The 14,981-nt window shown below is 55.1% G+C and carries 15 protein-coding genes and 1 riboswitch; of the genes, 10 read left to right on the top strand and 5 right to left on the bottom strand.

What is annotated here, in order from left to right:
• Window positions 1–23 precede the first annotated feature (23 nt).
• From bioB to bioD, 4 genes are read left to right on the top strand one after another with little or no spacing between them, the layout of a single operon-like run.
• On the top strand, window positions 24–1,064 hold the full coding sequence (bioB, locus tag G163CM_RS10370) for a biotin synthase BioB (RefSeq protein ID WP_015965267.1): 1,041 nt from the start codon (window positions 24–26) through the stop codon (window positions 1,062–1,064).
• Window positions 1,061–2,218 (top strand): 8-amino-7-oxononanoate synthase, encoded by a 1,158-nt coding sequence (gene bioF / locus G163CM_RS10365; RefSeq protein ID WP_231828099.1) that lies wholly within the window; start codon window positions 1,061–1,063, stop codon window positions 2,216–2,218. Before bioB ends, bioF begins: the two co-directional genes overlap by 4 nt.
• On the top strand, window positions 2,202–2,957 hold the full coding sequence (gene bioC, locus G163CM_RS10360) for a malonyl-ACP O-methyltransferase BioC (RefSeq protein WP_231828098.1): 756 nt from the start codon (window positions 2,202–2,204) through the stop codon (window positions 2,955–2,957). Before bioF ends, bioC begins: the two co-directional genes overlap by 17 nt.
• Entirely contained in the window at window positions 2,950–3,648 is a 699-nt protein-coding gene (gene bioD, locus G163CM_RS10355) for a dethiobiotin synthase (RefSeq protein WP_231828097.1), read from the top strand. The genes bioC and bioD overlap by 8 nt, the downstream gene beginning before the upstream one ends.
• On the opposite strand, the gene G163CM_RS10350 is transcribed toward bioD, so the two are convergent.
• Window positions 3,614–4,336, bottom strand: coding sequence for an ABC transporter ATP-binding protein (locus tag G163CM_RS10350; protein ID WP_231828096.1), 723 nt, complete (start codon window positions 4,334–4,336; stop codon window positions 3,614–3,616). The genes bioD and G163CM_RS10350 overlap by 35 nt on opposite strands.
• A 749-nt stretch (window positions 4,337–5,085) precedes the next feature.
• Between G163CM_RS10350 and uvrB the strand changes: the two genes are divergently transcribed.
• Window positions 5,086–7,107 carry an excinuclease ABC subunit UvrB gene (uvrB, locus tag G163CM_RS10345; protein ID WP_015965262.1) on the top strand — a complete coding sequence of 674 codons (2,022 nt, stop codon included), beginning with the start codon at window positions 5,086–5,088 and terminating at the stop codon, window positions 7,105–7,107.
• A gap of 136 nt (window positions 7,108–7,243) precedes the next feature.
• On the opposite strand, the gene pmrB is transcribed toward uvrB, so the two are convergent.
• The 4 genes from pmrB to yvcK all read right to left on the bottom strand — a co-directional run bounded on the left by pmrB (window position 7,244) and on the right by yvcK (window position 11,684).
• The gene (pmrB, locus tag G163CM_RS10340) at window positions 7,244–8,386 is read right to left on the bottom strand and encodes a two-component system sensor histidine kinase PmrB (RefSeq protein ID WP_015965261.1); all 1,143 of its coding nucleotides are present in this window, start codon (window positions 8,384–8,386) and stop codon (window positions 7,244–7,246) included.
• A gap of 2 nt (window positions 8,387–8,388) precedes the next feature.
• Window positions 8,389–9,060 carry a two-component system response regulator PmrA gene (pmrA, locus tag G163CM_RS10335; protein WP_231828095.1) on the bottom strand — a complete coding sequence of 224 codons (672 nt, stop codon included), beginning with the start codon at window positions 9,058–9,060 and terminating at the stop codon, window positions 8,389–8,391.
• A 4-nt stretch (window positions 9,061–9,064) separates the two neighbouring features.
• Complete coding sequence (gene eptA / locus G163CM_RS10330) at window positions 9,065–10,699, bottom strand: phosphoethanolamine transferase EptA (protein ID WP_231828094.1); 1,635 nt, start codon at window positions 10,697–10,699, stop codon at window positions 9,065–9,067.
• Between the two features lie 76 nt (window positions 10,700–10,775).
• The gene (gene yvcK / locus G163CM_RS10325) at window positions 10,776–11,684 is read right to left on the bottom strand and encodes a uridine diphosphate-N-acetylglucosamine-binding protein YvcK (RefSeq protein ID WP_231828092.1); all 909 of its coding nucleotides are present in this window, start codon (window positions 11,682–11,684) and stop codon (window positions 10,776–10,778) included.
• A gap of 225 nt (window positions 11,685–11,909) precedes the next feature.
• Window positions 11,910–12,045, top strand: a riboswitch (molybdenum cofactor riboswitch).
• On the opposite strand from yvcK, the gene moaA reads away from it, so the two are divergent.
• From moaA to moaE, 5 genes are all read left to right on the top strand, one after another.
• The gene (gene moaA, locus G163CM_RS10320) at window positions 12,033–13,022 is read left to right on the top strand and encodes a GTP 3',8-cyclase MoaA (RefSeq protein WP_015965257.1); all 990 of its coding nucleotides are present in this window, start codon (window positions 12,033–12,035) and stop codon (window positions 13,020–13,022) included. It overlaps the preceding riboswitch by 13 nt.
• 21 nt (window positions 13,023–13,043) lie before the next feature.
• Window positions 13,044–13,556: a molybdenum cofactor biosynthesis protein B gene (gene moaB, locus G163CM_RS10315; protein ID WP_015965256.1), complete on the top strand. Its 513-nt coding sequence runs from the start codon at window positions 13,044–13,046 to the stop codon at window positions 13,554–13,556.
• A gap of 3 nt (window positions 13,557–13,559) precedes the next feature.
• Window positions 13,560–14,045 carry a cyclic pyranopterin monophosphate synthase MoaC gene (moaC, locus tag G163CM_RS10310; protein ID WP_231828086.1) on the top strand — a complete coding sequence of 162 codons (486 nt, stop codon included), beginning with the start codon at window positions 13,560–13,562 and terminating at the stop codon, window positions 14,043–14,045.
• Window positions 14,038–14,283 carry a molybdopterin synthase sulfur carrier subunit gene (gene moaD, locus G163CM_RS10305; protein WP_015965254.1) on the top strand — a complete coding sequence of 82 codons (246 nt, stop codon included), beginning with the start codon at window positions 14,038–14,040 and terminating at the stop codon, window positions 14,281–14,283. Before moaC ends, moaD begins: the two co-directional genes overlap by 8 nt.
• Window positions 14,284–14,285: 2 nt before the next feature.
• Window positions 14,286–14,747, top strand: a complete 462-nt coding sequence (gene moaE / locus G163CM_RS10300; protein ID WP_231828360.1) for a molybdopterin synthase catalytic subunit MoaE — start codon at window positions 14,286–14,288, stop codon at window positions 14,745–14,747.
• Window positions 14,748–14,981 lie beyond the last annotated feature (234 nt).

Genomic DNA, 14,981 nt, shown 5'->3' with positions numbered 1-14,981 from the left:
TAACAAAACCCCCGGAGAAGCCAATGGCTAACCCTTTACGCTGGACAATGTCGCAGGTCACCGAACTTTTTGAAAAACCATTGCTTGATTTGCTGTTTGAAGCGCAGCAGATCCATCGTCAGCATTTTGACCCGCGCCAGGTGCAGGTCAGCACCCTGTTGTCGATTAAAACCGGCGCATGCCCGGAAGATTGCAAATATTGCCCGCAAAGCTCGCGTTATAAAACCGGGCTGGAGAGCGAGCGCCTGATGGAAGTGGAGCAGGTGCTGGATTCTGCCCGCAAGGCGAAGCTCGCCGGTTCTACCCGTTTCTGCATGGGCGCGGCGTGGAAAAACCCGCACGAGCGCGATATGCCTTACCTTGAACAAATGGTGCAGGGCGTGAAAGAGATGGGCCTGGAGGCCTGTATGACGCTCGGTACGCTGTCCGACACGCAGGCACAGCGCCTGGCCTCGGCGGGGCTCGATTACTACAACCACAACCTGGACACCTCGCCGGAGTTCTACGGCAATATCATCACTACCCGCAGTTATCAGGAACGCCTCGATACGCTGGATAAAGTGCGTGATGCCGGCATCAAAGTCTGTTCCGGCGGGATTGTTGGCCTTGGCGAAACGGTCACCGATCGTGCGGGCCTGCTGCTGCAACTGGCGAACCTGCCGACACCGCCGGAAAGTGTGCCCATCAACATGCTGGTGAAGGTGAAGGGCACCCCGCTGGCGGATAACGAAGACGTTGATGCCTTTGATTTCATTCGCACTATCGCCGTGGCGCGCATCATGATGCCGACCTCGCACGTGCGCCTCTCCGCCGGTCGCGAGCAGATGAACGAACAAACCCAGGCGATGTGCTTTATGGCCGGAGCCAACTCGATTTTCTACGGCTGCAAACTGCTGACCACGCCGAACCCGGAAGAAGATAAAGATCTGCAACTGTTCCGCAAGCTGGGCCTGAACCCGGAACAAACCACCGTTACCGCGGGCGATAACGAACAGCAGCAGCGTCTGGAGCAGGCGCTGATGACGCCGGATACCGAAACGTATTACAACGCGGCGGCGGTATGAGCTGGCAGCAACGCATCGATAGCGCTTTAGCACAACGGCGTGAGGCAGATGCTTTTCGTCGTCGTGTACCGCTGGCTCAGGGCGTTGGGCGCTGGCTGGAGTACGAAGGTCAGCGCTATCGCAATTTTTCCAGTAATGACTATCTGGGGATGAGCCAGCATCCTAATGTGATCCGCGCCTGGCAACAGGGCGCGGAACAGTACGGCACAGGCAGCGGCGGCTCGGGCCACGTCACCGGATTCAGTCACGCCCATCGTGACCTGGAAAAAGAACTGGCCCAGTGGCTGGGGTATCCGCGCGCGTTGCTGTTTATCTCTGGTTTCGCCGCGAATCAGGCGGTGATCGCCGCGCTGATGAGTGAAAAAGACAGGATCGTCGCCGATCGTTTAAGCCACGCCTCACTGCTGGAAGCCGCCGCGTTAAGCCCGGCGGCGTTGCGCCGTTATCAGCACAACGATAGCCAGCATCTGGCGCGGTTGCTGAGCAGCGCCGTCGAAGGGCAACAGATGGTGGTCACCGAGGGTGTTTTCAGCATGGACGGCGATAGTGCGCCGTTGACGAACGTCGCAGAGGCGACCACGCAGGCAGGCGCATGGCTGATGGTGGATGACGCGCACGGTATCGGCGTGAAGGGCGAACAGGGGCGCGGAAGCTGCTGGCAACAGGGCGTGCGTCCTGAATTGCTGGTGGTAACCTTTGGTAAAGCCTTTGGCCTGAGCGGTGCGGCGGTGCTGTGTAGCGACTCGCTGGCCGACTATCTATTGCAGTTCGCCCGCCATCTGATTTACAGCACTTCGATGCCCCCGGCGCAGGCCGTGGCGCTGCGGGCATCTCTTGAGGTGATTCGCAGTGGCGAGGGTGATGAGCGGCGGGAGGTCCTGGCGCAGCATATCGCCCACTTTCGCGCGGGCGCGCAGGGGCTGGACTATCAGCTCACGCCATCGGAGAGCGCCATTCAGCCGCTGATTGTCGGGGAGAATGCGCGCACGCTGGAGCTGGCGAAAACGCTGCGTGAAAAAGGCTGTTGGGTGACGGCAATTCGCCCACCTACCGTACCCACCGGAACCGCGCGTTTGCGCTTAACGCTGACGGCGGCGCATACGCGTGAAGATATCGACACTCTGCTGGAGGTGCTGCATGGCGTCCGTGAATAAACAGGCGGTGGCGGCGGCCTTTGGTCGGGCGGCAGCGCATTATCACCAGTTTAACGAACTTCAGCGCCAGAGCGCGGCGCATCTGCTTGAACAACTCCCGGCGCGGGCGTTTGCCCGTGTGCTGGACGCTGGCTGCGGACCCGGTAGCTATAGCCGCTACTGGCGTGAGCGGGGGAGCGAAGTAACCGCGCTGGATCTCTCCGCTGCAATGCTCACGCAGGCGCGCCAGCAGCAGGCGGCACAGCACTACTTGCTGGCGGATATCGAAGCCATTCCCTTGCCTGATGCCGGGTTTGACCTGGTGTGGAGCAATCTTGCTGTGCAGTGGTGCAGCGATATCCGTATTGCGCTTGCCGAGCTGTATCGCCAGCTGCGCCCTGGTGGCGTGCTGGCCTTCACCACGCTGACCGCCGGATCGTTACCCGAGCTGAATCAGGCCTGGCTGGCGGTGGATGCGCATCCTCATGCGAACCGTTTCCTGCCGGAAGAGACGCTGCAACAGACGCTGGCGGGCTGGCCGCAGCACAGTAGTACACGCTCGATGACTCTGCTGTTTCCCGATGCCCTCAGCGCGATGCGCTCTCTGAAGGGGATTGGTGCCACGCATTTGCATCAAGGCCGGGCGCGCGAGCCATTAACCCGCAGCAAACTTCAGCAGCTGCAGCTGGCATGGCCGAAAGTTCAGGGGCAATGCCCGCTGACCTACCATCTTTTTTCTGGAGTGATTATTCGTGATTGAACGTTATTTTGTTACCGGCACCGACACGGAAGTGGGGAAAACGGTAGCCAGCACGGCGCTGCTACAGGCCGCCCGGGCACTCGGATACCGGACAGCAGGCTACAAACCCGTCGCCTCTGGCAGCGACGAAACGCCAGATGGACTGCGCAACAGCGATGCGCTGGCATTGCAGCGCAATAGCGTGCTGCCGCTGGCGTATGAGCGGGTGAACCCGTACACCTTCGCTGAACCCACGTCGCCGCACATTATCAGCGAGGTGGAGCAGCGCCCGATTGAGGCTGACGTGATGTCGGCGGGTCTTCGCACGCTGGAAGCGCAGGCGGATTGGGTGTTAGTGGAAGGTGCAGGTGGCTGGTATACGCCGCTGTCGCCCCATCTGACGTTTGCGGATTGGGTGCAACGCGAGCAACTGCCGGTGATTCTGGTGGTCGGAATGAAGCTGGGCTGTATCAATCATGCGCTGCTGACCGTGCAGGCCGTTAAGCAGGCGGGCCTGAAACTGGCGGGCTGGATAGCTAACGATGTCGAGCAGCCCGGGAAGCGTCACCAGCCCTATCTGGCGACGCTGCAACGGATGATTGATGCGCCGATGCTGGGCGAAATCCCCTGGCTGGGTACGACGCTGGCAGAGCATGACCTTGGACAGTATCTTGACCTCACAGCCCTGACTCGGGCGTCATCCACGCTTTAATCATCTGTTCATCCAGCTGTGCCACACCGCCCTGGGCCACGTTTCTGCCGCGATGCAGCAGGCAGAAACGGTCCGCCACCCGCTGAATAAACGGTAGCTGCTGTTCTGCGAGCAATATCGTTAGCCCAATCTCCCGATTCAGGCGCAGCAGTAAATCCCCCAGTCGATGAATAAACGCGTGGCCCACACCGCGCGTTGGCTCATCCAGAATCAGCAGCTGTGGCCGCGTCACCATCGCGCAGGCCAGGGCTAGCTGATACCGGTCATCTTCCGTTAATGCGCCCCCCTTAAGCTGCCTGAGCGCGTACAGTGACGGGAAGAGCGCATATATCTCAGGGCTTACCGTTCCGCTGCTTTCACCCGCTGCCTTGAGGGCAATCAGCAGGTTCTCTTCCACGCTAAGCTGCGAAAAAATACGTTTATCCTGAGGGACATAACCGATACCAAGCGTGGTGCGGCGTACGGGTGAAAGGGGCATTAAATCGCAGGGGAGCGAGCCGGTCTGTTGCCAAATCATGCTGCCGCTTTCAATAGGTTGATGCCCGGTAATACAGTTCACCAGCGTGGTCTTCCCCGTACCGGGAAGGCCGATTAAACAGGTGCACTCGCCGGAAGCCAGTTCGAGGTCGATGTTCCAGAGCGTGTGCTGGTTTCCGTAGAAATGATTGACTGCATGCAAACTCAACATCGTGTTCTCCTCAAGCTATAGGTCAGGGTCACGAAAGAAGATTGCAATTCTCTTGCCAGAACGGACTTTCCTCAGCATAACGGCTGATTTTTAAGAATTAACTTAAGAAATAGGGATGGATCGGAGAGAAGGGATGCACAGCGCTGGCGCAAAAAAACAGCGAGTGCTGAGCAAAATTTATACAAAAATGTGAGGGCTGTCACGCAGAAACCACATGATGATTTTCGCTGATAAAAATCAAAATTTAACGATAAAAAATTTTTACCCGTCGCTTTTGGGTCGATCGACGAAAACGCCCGAGTGACAGGGGATAGGGCCTCCAGACACTTATCCACTATTCCTGTGGATAACCTTGTGTATTAGAGTTAGAAAACCTGCGGAAGGCGAGAGAATACGCGGCTTGCCAGTAAATTGATGCGAAACGCGGCTTTTCAATCTTTTCTTTTATTATCAGTAAGATGAATAAAAGCAATGGTAGAGGGTGGCGCGCGACTCACTGACATAAAAGTTTAATGACACATATTGACAAATGTTAAAACAGAAAAAGTTCTGGGGATAACCTCCAGAGGGAGTTGTTTTATCCTGCCAGAGCGCAAATTTCAGCCGCTACGCATGGATTCAGCGTGGCGTAACAGCAATACCATAATGCGCTACTGTTTTTATATCCAGTATTTTTTGTTGGCAAATTTAGCGCTGGAGAGTAGAATTAATCACCTGCCCGATTAACCCGCCACCAGGTAGCTTTGTTCATGAGTAAACCGTTCAAATTGCATTCGGCCTTTCAACCCTCAGGCGATCAGCCTGATGCCATCGCGCGCCTGAAAGAAGGGCTGGAAGATGGTCTTGCGCATCAAACGCTGTTGGGGGTAACCGGCTCGGGGAAAACCTTCACCGTCGCCAACGTGATTGCCGATCTCCAGCGCCCGACGATGGTGCTTGCGCCAAACAAAACGCTGGCGGCGCAGCTGTATGGCGAGATGAAAGAGTTTTTCCCCGAAAACGCCGTCGAGTTCTTCGTCTCCTACTACGATTACTATCAGCCGGAAGCCTACGTTCCCAGTTCAGATACCTTCATTGAGAAAGATGCCTCGGTGAACGAACACATTGAACAGATGCGTTTGTCGGCGACCAAAGCCTTGCTTGAGCGTCGCGACGTCATCGTGGTGGCCTCCGTGTCGGCAATTTACGGGTTGGGCGACCCGGATCTCTACCTGAAAATGATGCTGCATCTGACGGTCGGCATGATTATCGACCAGCGCGCCATTCTGCGTCGTCTGGCCGAGCTGCAATACGCGCGCAACGATCAGGCATTCCAGCGCGGTACTTTCCGCGTACGCGGCGAAGTTATCGATATCTTCCCGGCGGAATCGGAAGACCTGGCGCTGCGCGTTGAACTGTTTGACGAAGAGGTCGAGCGCCTGTCGCTGTTTGACCCGCTAACGGGCCACGTAGAGGGCACCATTCAACGTTTTACGGTCTATCCCAAAACGCACTACGTCACCCCGCGCGAACGCATCGTGCAGGCGATGGAAGATATCAAAGACGAACTGGCTGAACGTCGCAAAGTGCTGCTGGAGAACAACAAACTGCTTGAAGAGCAGCGACTCAGCCAGCGCACACAGTTTGACCTCGAAATGATGAATGAACTGGGCTACTGCTCGGGCATTGAAAACTACTCGCGCTATCTCTCTGGGCGCGGGCCGGGCGAGCCGCCGCCGACGTTGTTTGATTACCTTCCGGCGGATGGCCTGCTGGTCATTGATGAATCCCACGTGACCATTCCGCAAATTGGCGGCATGTATCGCGGCGACCGGGCGCGTAAAGAGACGCTGGTGGAGTACGGTTTCCGTCTGCCGTCGGCCCTTGATAACCGTCCGCTGAAGTTTGAAGAATTTGAAGCCCTCGCGCCGCAAACCATTTACGTTTCCGCGACGCCTGGGAACTACGAGCTTGAGAAATCCGGCGACGAAGTTATCGATCAGGTGGTGCGTCCTACCGGCCTGCTCGATCCGGTGATTGAAGTGCGGCCGGTGGCGACGCAGGTCGACGATCTGCTGTCAGAAATTCGTCTGCGCACGGCCATTAACGAACGCGTACTGGTCACGACGCTGACCAAGCGGATGGCGGAAGATCTCACCGAATACCTTGAAGAACACGGCGAACGCGTGCGCTATTTGCACTCGGACATCGACACCGTCGAACGTATGGAAATCATTCGCGATTTGCGCCTTGGCGAGTTTGACGTGCTGGTGGGGATTAACCTGTTGCGAGAAGGCCTCGATATGCCAGAAGTGTCGCTGGTAGCGATTCTGGATGCCGATAAAGAGGGCTTCCTGCGTTCCGAGCGTTCGCTAATCCAGACCATTGGCCGTGCCGCGCGTAACATTAACGGCAAGGCGATTCTCTACGGCGATAAAATCACGCCATCGATGGCGAAGGCGATTGGTGAAACCGAACGTCGTCGTGAGAAGCAGCAGCGCTACAACGAAGAGCACGGAATTGTTCCGCAGGGCCTGAACAAGAAAGTGGTCGATATTCTGGCGCTGGGCGAGGGGCTGGCGAAAACGAAAACGAAAGGTCGCGGTAAGTCTCGCGGCGGTGTGCAGATTGTTGAAGCGGATCAGGCGCTGACGCCGAAAGCGCTGCAACAGCAAATCCAGTCGCTGGAGGCGCAGATGTTGCAACATGCGCAGAACCTGGAGTTTGAAGAAGCCGCCGAGATCCGCGATAAGCTTCATCAACTGCGTGAATTGTTTATCGCAGCGTCATAAGCTAAAAAAATGAGGCTGGCATCACACGAGGAAATGCCAGCCTTAATGTTCGCTTAATATCCAACATGGATACTGTCCACATCAACAAGAGGATAGTTCCATGTCTAATCTAAATGTTCAGCAATCTCTGACTCTGTTATTTTCCGGCCTGATTGTCGTCGGATTTCTCTGCCACTGGATTTTGACTTTCTAACTTCGGTTTCAGGTTTGCGGGCGTGAATGCAATCCATGCCCGCGTGCCGCTTCTCTCTTCCCGATTTTGCAAATAAAACGCCGCTTCGTGCAGCTGCGCAATTCGCGTGACAATACTTAACCCCAGCCCAATTCCGCCGTAGCGGCTATCCATTCGCACAAATGCCTGGCTCAGTTCGCCTACTTTTGATTCATCAATGCCTGGACCTTCATCTTCGACAATCAACATCGGCGTGGGCGATGCAGCAGCAGACAGCGTAATGGCGGAATGGGTTGGGCTGTAACGGTACGCGTTTTCGACCAGGTTACGCACCATCACCTTTATCAACGTGGCATCGCCGGCAACCGCGATATCGTGGACGTTTTCGCTTATCACCAGCGTCTGTTCGCGCCCTTTCAGCATGGATTCCAGCTCATCCTTCAGCGGCAAAATGACATCCGCCATTAACTCGACGCGCTGGTAGCTACCCGCAGAAAATGACTGGCCCACGCGCGCGAGTTGCAGTAGCTGGGCTACGCTGTTAGTCATTTGATCCAGACGCTGAATCAGCGGCCCAACGTTAATGGCATGCGCTTTTTCAATGAGTTCCAGATGTAAGCGTAAACCCGCCAGCGGGGTGCGGAGTTCATGGGCCACGTCGGCGGTGAATAATCGTTCGCGATCGAGCGTTTGCGTCAAACGCGCCACCAGTTGGTTGATGGCCGACGTTACCGCATCGACTTCCAGAACGGTTCTTTCCAGATGGATAGGTTGCAGGTTATCTGGCGTGCGCGCATCGAGCTCTTTTTGCAGGTCAGACAGCGGGCGGGTGATGCGTTTCACCGCTTTCATACAGACAAACAGCGCCAGGCCAATAATCACCAGGCTTGGCACCAGCAAACTGGCAACCGCTTCGCGAACCTCGTGCTGAATATGTTTAGCGTTGTTGTGGCCCTTCAGGATGCTGGCAACTTCCAGGTCAATCTGCTCTTTGCTTTCATGCCAGAGCCAGAACACGCTGATAACCTGAAAAACCACCAGAATAATACCGACGGTCAGTAATAGCTGGTGGCGCATCGGCCATTTTCGGATCGCGGAAAGAGGCATATTTAGTCGGTTACCTCGCTGTTTTCCAGCTGGTAGCCAAAGCCTCTGACTGTGCGAATACGTGACTTGCCGACTTTATCGCGCAGGTTGTGAATATGCACTTCCAGCGTATTGGTCGACGGCTCGTTGTCCCAGTTGTAGATATCGTTGTAGAGAATTTCGCGATGTACCGGGCTTCCGGCTTTCTGCATCAGGCGCGAGAGCAGGGCAAACTCTTTTGGCGTCAGCTCCAGCGGTTGTTCGTCCAGCCAGACCTGACGACGCGTGGTGTTAAGACGTAAGTTCGCCACCGTGATTTCGTTTTCGCCCTGATTATAATGGCGACGCAACAGCGCACGGATACGGGCGTTGAGCTCTTCCAGGGCAAACGGTTTAACCAGGTAATCGTCCGCGCCGGTGTCCAGGCCGCTGATACGATCGTCCAGGGTATCTCGGGCGGTCAAAATTAGCACTGGAAGGCTGCATTTTTCCTGACGGATGCGCGAGAGGAAATGCAATCCATCTTCGTCTGGCAGGCCCAAATCCAGCACGATCAAACTATAGAGCCCGGATTGCAGGCTGAGTTCCGCCTGACGTGCGGTGGTGACACCATCGCAGGCGTACCCTTCGCTTTGCATCGCCAGAATTAAGCCCTGCAATAACAGCGCGTCATCTTCCACGACTAAAATTTTCATTTCGTTATCCTCTGCACGTCTTGAGTATGTCATCAGCCGCGCGATATTCAGTGGTCTCTACGCCCAGTATACCCAACATCGTAGAGAAGAGATTATCCTGAGAATATTCATTTTGTGTCGATGCTTTTTTCAGACAGTCATAGTTCACGTCATAACGTTTCTGATAATCGTCGGACAGCCACAGCAGCATCGGGACATGTTTTTGGGTATCCGGCGCAATAGAATAGGGCAGACCGTGCAGGTAAATACCATTTTCACCCAGTGACTCACCGTGGTCTGAGAGATAAACCAGGCTGGTGGTGAATTTATCCTGTTTGGATTGCAGTAATTTAATCGCTTTATCGACGATATAATCAACGTACAGCACAGTGTTATCGTAGGTGTTTACCAGTTGCTCCTGAGAGCATGACTGAATTTCGTTGGTGTCGCAGGTTGGCGTGAATTTACGAAATTCCTTTGGATAACGGTTGTAATAGGTCGGGCCATGGCTGCCAATGGTATGTAACACAATCAGCCCATCACCGTTTAATTTATCAATATAGTTATCCAGATCGTGGAATAGCACTTCATCGTAACATTCGCCATCAATGCACTGACCTGGCAGGTTCAGCACGTTCATATTCTGATGCGGTACGCGGTCGCATGCGCCTTTACATCCGCCGTCGTTCTCATTCCACTGCACCTGAATACCTGCACGCTGCACGATATCCAGCAGGCCTTCCTGATGATGCGCCAGTTGCTCGTCATAGTGGGCGCGCGGCATATTTGAAAACATACAGGGAACGGAAACGGCGGTAGCGGTACCGCAGGAGGTTGTTTTCGGGAAATACACCACGTTGTCCTGCGCAAGCCGAGGATTAGTTTCACGCGAATAACCCCCGAGCGAGAAATCTTCACCGCGCGATGTTTCGCCGACAATAAGAATGGTCAGGTTTTTATGCGGCCCGTTTTTCATCGCTTCTTTCTGTTTTGCATCTTCGCCAATGCGTACCAGCGGCAGGTTATCCATTTTATTATGGGCGTACCAGGAGTTGATTGCGGTGATGCTGTTGGAAGGATTTAACGACTTCACCAGCTCTTTATTGTTGCGGAACAGTGAAGCGTAGTCTTTATAAAAGAAGGCCGCGACAATCACAATAAGTAAAACAGAAGCCAGCACCGAAGCGGCTCGCAGTCCCGCTTCACGCCATTTCCGTGTTGCCGGCTTTATTTTTATCCACCACGCCAGGGCGACGAAAAGCGCCGCGGTAAAAAGCAGTGTAAGAATCATCTTGCCCGACATCAGGGCATAACTTTCCGCCGGAGTGGTATCGAGAATATTGGTAATCATCGACCGGTCGATAATCACGCCGAAGGTCATAATAAAATATTGTGCCGATGCGCTGAGTAAAATAAACAGCGTCGTCAGCACTTTTTCCAGCCGCAGGAATGAGGCCAGCGCCAGACAAATCACCATCACCGAAAAGGCGACCAACGGCATCGTGAAGAAAACCAACCCATTATGGAAGGTATTCACCGGTAACAGGGACCATGCCTGGCGATAAAAAGCGACATTCAGCGCCAGCGCAATATAGAGCGCGAAAAGCAGAATATAAGTTAAACGGCTAACGGTCGGGCGATAGCGTAAAAAGCGCAACATAGCGATCTTCCTGTAAAAATGATGTTCGCTATGTTGCCGGGTGTTTTTTAAGACAACCTTAAGATTTTAAGGAAAGCTAACCTAATGCCTGAATCGCCTTTTCCAGCGCGTCGCGTAATAGCTGACGGTCGTGGCGATAGCGAATATCGCTGGCTTCCAATGGCTCCTGAATGACGACACGATTGCCAATATTAGCAGTATCTACTTTGGGGCCAACGACCACCGCATCAATCACCGGTTTCCCGACGTAGTGCTCCAGAATGTCGAGTTTTTTCGCAAGCGTCAGGCTGGCCGCCGCCGGGCTGAGTTCACGACCTAAATTGCCGATATACACCATAGGCGCAGGCGTGCGGCGCAGCGCCTGCGCCACGTCGCTCAACAATAATGCGGGCAGCAGGCTGGTATAAAAACTGCCGGGGCCAATCAGGATGAGATCCGCTTCGCCAATCGCCTGCACCGCTTCGCGTGTTGCAGATACCGAGGGCGAAAGCATCAGCTCCTGCGGCGGTAGCGGCAACTGATCGATATTCACTTCCCCGTAGACTTCATGGCCTTCCTGGTCGATAGCCATCAAATCGACCGGTTGTTCCGACATTGGAATTAACGAGGCTTCAACTTTCAACAGATTTCTTATTAAATTGATTGCCTCTAAAGGCCGCACGCTCAGGTGGTCCAGTGCCTTTAACATCAGATTTCCGAGGTTATGACCGGAAAGTTCGCCATTCCCGCCAAAACGGTACTCAAACATAGCGGACGCTACGCTGGGTTCGGTGATCAACTGGTTGATGCAATTTCGCATGTCGCCCCAGGCGATACCGCCTTCAGAGCGGCGAATGCGACCGGTCGAGCCACCATTATCGGTGGTGGTGACAATACCGGTTAAACGGGAGCCGAGGGAGGAGAGTGAGGACATCACTCGCCCCAATCCATGTCCACCCCCAAGGGCGACGACGCGATCGAGATCGGCCAGAGTGCGATTGCGCATACAACTTCCTTATGTTGGTACATCTGCTTACATTAGCGTAACTACTCCCAAAAGACGATGCCGCACCCCAGGCAAAATGACGTATATCAATGCAAAAGCGTGATTTATGCGTATTCTGTAGGGAAAGTGCACGATCATGTCGCTATATATAAATTTATATAGCGAGAGCGGAAAATGGCAAACTCGTCCATCTCGCGCTACTATCGGCATAACCCTTTCAGCAATAATGCTGAAAAACACTCTAGCCTCTGGGCCTAAGTCGAAAGATAAGGCGCTTTGGCCGTGATGTTTAACATCACCAGGGCGAAGGAAGAAATGACCTCGCCTCCCGTATTTGGAAAGGTGTCTATGGCTTCACAACTTACTGATGCGTTCGCGCGCAGGTTCTTTTATCTGCGTCTGTCGATAACCGATGTGTGCAACTTCCGTTGTACCTACTGTCTACCCAACGGCTACAAGCCGGGCGAAGTCACCAACAATGGCTTTTTGTCGCTGGATGAAGTGCGACGGGTTACCCGTGCCTTTTCCGCACTGGGTACCGAAAAAGTGCGTCTCACCGGCGGCGAGCCGAGCCTGCGTCGCGACTTTGTCGACATCATCGCAGCAGTAAGAGAAAACGCGGCCATCAAACAGATTGCCGTGACCACCAATGGTTACCGCATGGCGCGCGACGTTGCCGCCTGGCGTGAAGCGGGCCTTACGGCGCTGAACGTCAGCGTCGACAGCCTTGATGCGCGTCAGTTTCATGCAATTACCGGTCAGGACAAATTCCGCCAGGTGATGGACGGCATCGACGCCGCCTTCAGCGCGGGCTTTGAAAAAGTGAAGGTTAACACCGTGCTGATGCGCGACGTAAACCATCACCAGCTCGACACCTTTCTGGCGTGGATCAAACCGCGCCGCATTCAACTCCGATTTATCGAACTGATGGAAACCGGCGACGGCAGCGATTTGTTCCGCAAACACCATATCTCCGGGATGGTGCTGCGCGACCAGTTGCTCAAACGCGGCTGGATACATCAGATCCGACAGCGCAGCGACGGCCCGGCACAGGTCTTTTGTCACCCCGACTATGAAGGGGAAATCGGCTTAATCATGCCGTATGAAAAAGATTTTTGCGCCACCTGTAACCGTCTGCGCGTCTCTTCCGTGGGCAAACTGCATTTATGCCTTTTCGGCGACGGCGGCGTAGACCTTCGCGATCTGTTAGCGGCAGATGCCCAGCAGCAGGAACTCGAAGCACGCATTGCAGAAGCGTTAACCCATAAGAAGCAGACCCACTTCCTGCACCAGGGCAATACTGGGATCACCCAGAATCTGTCCTATATTGGTGGATAATTCGTTTTCAAGGAGTGTTAAATGAGTCAGGCGAGCACTGAATTTTTCCCGACCCGTATCGCTATTCTTACTATTTCCAGCCGCCGTGGCGAAGAGGATGATACCTCCGGTCATTATCTGCGTGATTCTGCGCAGGAGGCGGGCCACACGGTGGTCGATAAAGCGATTGTGAAAGAGAATCGCTATGCCATTCGCGCAAAGGTCTCCGAGTGGATTGCACGCGATGACGTGCAGGTGGTGTTAATCACCGGCGGCACCGGCCTGACCGATGGCGACCAGGCACCGGAAGCGCTGCTCCCGCTGTTCGACCGTGAAATCGAAGGTTTCGGCGAAGTCTTCCGTATGCTCTCTTTTGAAGAGATTGGCACCGCCACGCTGCAATCCCGCGCCATTGCCGGGATGGCTAACCGGACGCTGATTTTCGCTATGCCGGGTTCGACCAAAGCGTGTCGTACCGCGTGGGAAAATATTATTGCGGCGCAGCTCGACTCCCGCACCCGTCCTTGTAACTTCTACCCTCATCTGAAGAAATAAACGATGTCGCAACTGACCCATATCAACGCGGCGGGCGAAGCCCATATGGTGGATGTCTCCGCCAAGGCTGAAACCGTACGCGAAGCTCGCGCGGAAGCGTTCGTCACCATGCTGCCGGAAACCTTATCGATGATTATCGACGGTAGCCACCACAAAGGCGACGTGTTCGCTACCGCCCGTATCGCAGGAATTCAGGCCGCCAAGCGCACCTGGGACCTGATCCCGCTCTGTCATCCGCTGATGCTCAGCAAAGTGGAAGTGAATCTGCAGGCCGAGCCTGAGCATAGCCGCGTGCGTATCGAAACGCTGTGTCGTCTGACCGGGAAAACCGGCGTAGAGATGGAAGCGTTAACGGCGGCGTCGGTGGCGGCGCTGACGATTTACGATATGTGCAAAGCGGTGCAAAAAGATATGGTCATTGGCCCGGTGCGCCTGCTGGCGAAAAGCGGCGGCAAATCGGGCGATTTCAGGGTGGATAGCGATGATTAAAGTTCTGTTTTTTGCGCAGGTTCGCGAACTGGTGGGCACGGACGCGTTACAACTTCCGGCAGAGTTCGCCACGGTAGAGGCTATTCGTCAGCATCTGGCGGCCCAGGAAGGGCGCTGGGCGCTGGCGCTGGAAGAGGGCAAACTGCTGGCGGCGGTCAACCAGACGCTGGTCAGTTTTGATACGCCGGTTGCCGATGGCGATGAAGTGGCGTTTTTCCCACCGGTAACGGGAGGTTGATGATGAGCGAAACGCGCATTCGCGTCGGTCACGAGACGTTTAACGTGGGTGACGAATATGTCTGGCTTGCCGAGCGCGATGAAGATGGTGCGGTGGTCACGTTTACCGGCAAAGTTCGAAACCACAACCTTGGCGACAGCGTAAAAGCGCTGACCCTGGAGCACTATCCGGGCATGACCGAAAAAGCGCTGGCGGAAATCGTCGAAGAAGCGCGAGGCCGCTGGCCGCTGGGCCGCGTCACGGTCATTCACCGCATAGGCGAACTGTGGCCGGGAGACGAAATTGTCTTTGTAGGCGTCACCAGCGCGCACCGCAGCAGCGGTTTTGAAGCCACCGAGTTCATCATGGACTATCTGAAAACGCGTGCGCCGTTCTGGAAACGTGAAGCCACACCAGAAGGCGACCGTTGGGTAGAAGCCCGCGACAGCGATAAGCAAGCGGCAGGGCGCTGGCATAGCGCCTGATGGCGCTGCGCTTATCAGGCCTACAATACCAAATCCGACGGTTTCGTCTGCACAATGCCTGATGGCGCTTCGCTTATCAGACCTACAACACCAGGCCCGGCGGTTCCGTCTGCACAATGCCTGATGGCGCTGCGCTTATCAGGCCTACAAAACCAGACCCGGCGGTTTCACCCGCACGATGCCTTAACGCCTCCGTTTACTCCCTGTCGATGCACACCCGCAATATTTGCGATA

Origin of the sequence: Pseudocitrobacter corydidari, from assembly GCF_021172065.1 — a bacterium.
Classification (GTDB): domain Bacteria; phylum Pseudomonadota; class Gammaproteobacteria; order Enterobacterales; family Enterobacteriaceae; genus Pseudocitrobacter; species Pseudocitrobacter corydidari.
Note: the sequence above shows the minus strand (reverse complement) of the source record. Positions and strands in the feature narration are given on the sequence as shown.

What these genes read in the sequence shown, in the direction of transcription:
- moaE (WP_231828360.1), top strand. Translation starts at nt 14,286, where the DNA reads ATGAGCGAAACGCGCATTCGCGTCGGTCACGAGACGTTTAACGTGGGT.
- bioF (WP_231828099.1), top strand. Translation starts at nt 1,061, where the DNA reads ATGAGCTGGCAGCAACGCATCGATAGCGCTTTAGCACAACGGCGTGAG.
- moaC (WP_231828086.1), top strand. Translation starts at nt 13,560, where the DNA reads ATGTCGCAACTGACCCATATCAACGCGGCGGGCGAAGCCCATATGGTG.
- uvrB (WP_015965262.1), top strand. Translation starts at nt 5,086, where the DNA reads ATGAGTAAACCGTTCAAATTGCATTCGGCCTTTCAACCCTCAGGCGAT.
- moaD (WP_015965254.1), top strand. Translation starts at nt 14,038, where the DNA reads ATGATTAAAGTTCTGTTTTTTGCGCAGGTTCGCGAACTGGTGGGCACG.
- yvcK (WP_231828092.1), bottom strand. Translation starts at nt 11,684, where the DNA reads ATGCGCAATCGCACTCTGGCCGATCTCGATCGCGTCGTCGCCCTTGGG.
- bioC (WP_231828098.1), top strand. Translation starts at nt 2,202, where the DNA reads ATGGCGTCCGTGAATAAACAGGCGGTGGCGGCGGCCTTTGGTCGGGCG.
- moaA (WP_015965257.1), top strand. Translation starts at nt 12,033, where the DNA reads ATGGCTTCACAACTTACTGATGCGTTCGCGCGCAGGTTCTTTTATCTG.
- bioB (WP_015965267.1), top strand. Translation starts at nt 24, where the DNA reads ATGGCTAACCCTTTACGCTGGACAATGTCGCAGGTCACCGAACTTTTT.
- G163CM_RS10350 (WP_231828096.1), bottom strand. Translation starts at nt 4,336, where the DNA reads ATGTTGAGTTTGCATGCAGTCAATCATTTCTACGGAAACCAGCACACG.
- pmrA (WP_231828095.1), bottom strand. Translation starts at nt 9,060, where the DNA reads ATGAAAATTTTAGTCGTGGAAGATGACGCGCTGTTATTGCAGGGCTTA.
- moaB (WP_015965256.1), top strand. Translation starts at nt 13,044, where the DNA reads ATGAGTCAGGCGAGCACTGAATTTTTCCCGACCCGTATCGCTATTCTT.
- pmrB (WP_015965261.1), bottom strand. Translation starts at nt 8,386, where the DNA reads ATGCCTCTTTCCGCGATCCGAAAATGGCCGATGCGCCACCAGCTATTA.
- eptA (WP_231828094.1), bottom strand. Translation starts at nt 10,699, where the DNA reads ATGTTGCGCTTTTTACGCTATCGCCCGACCGTTAGCCGTTTAACTTAT.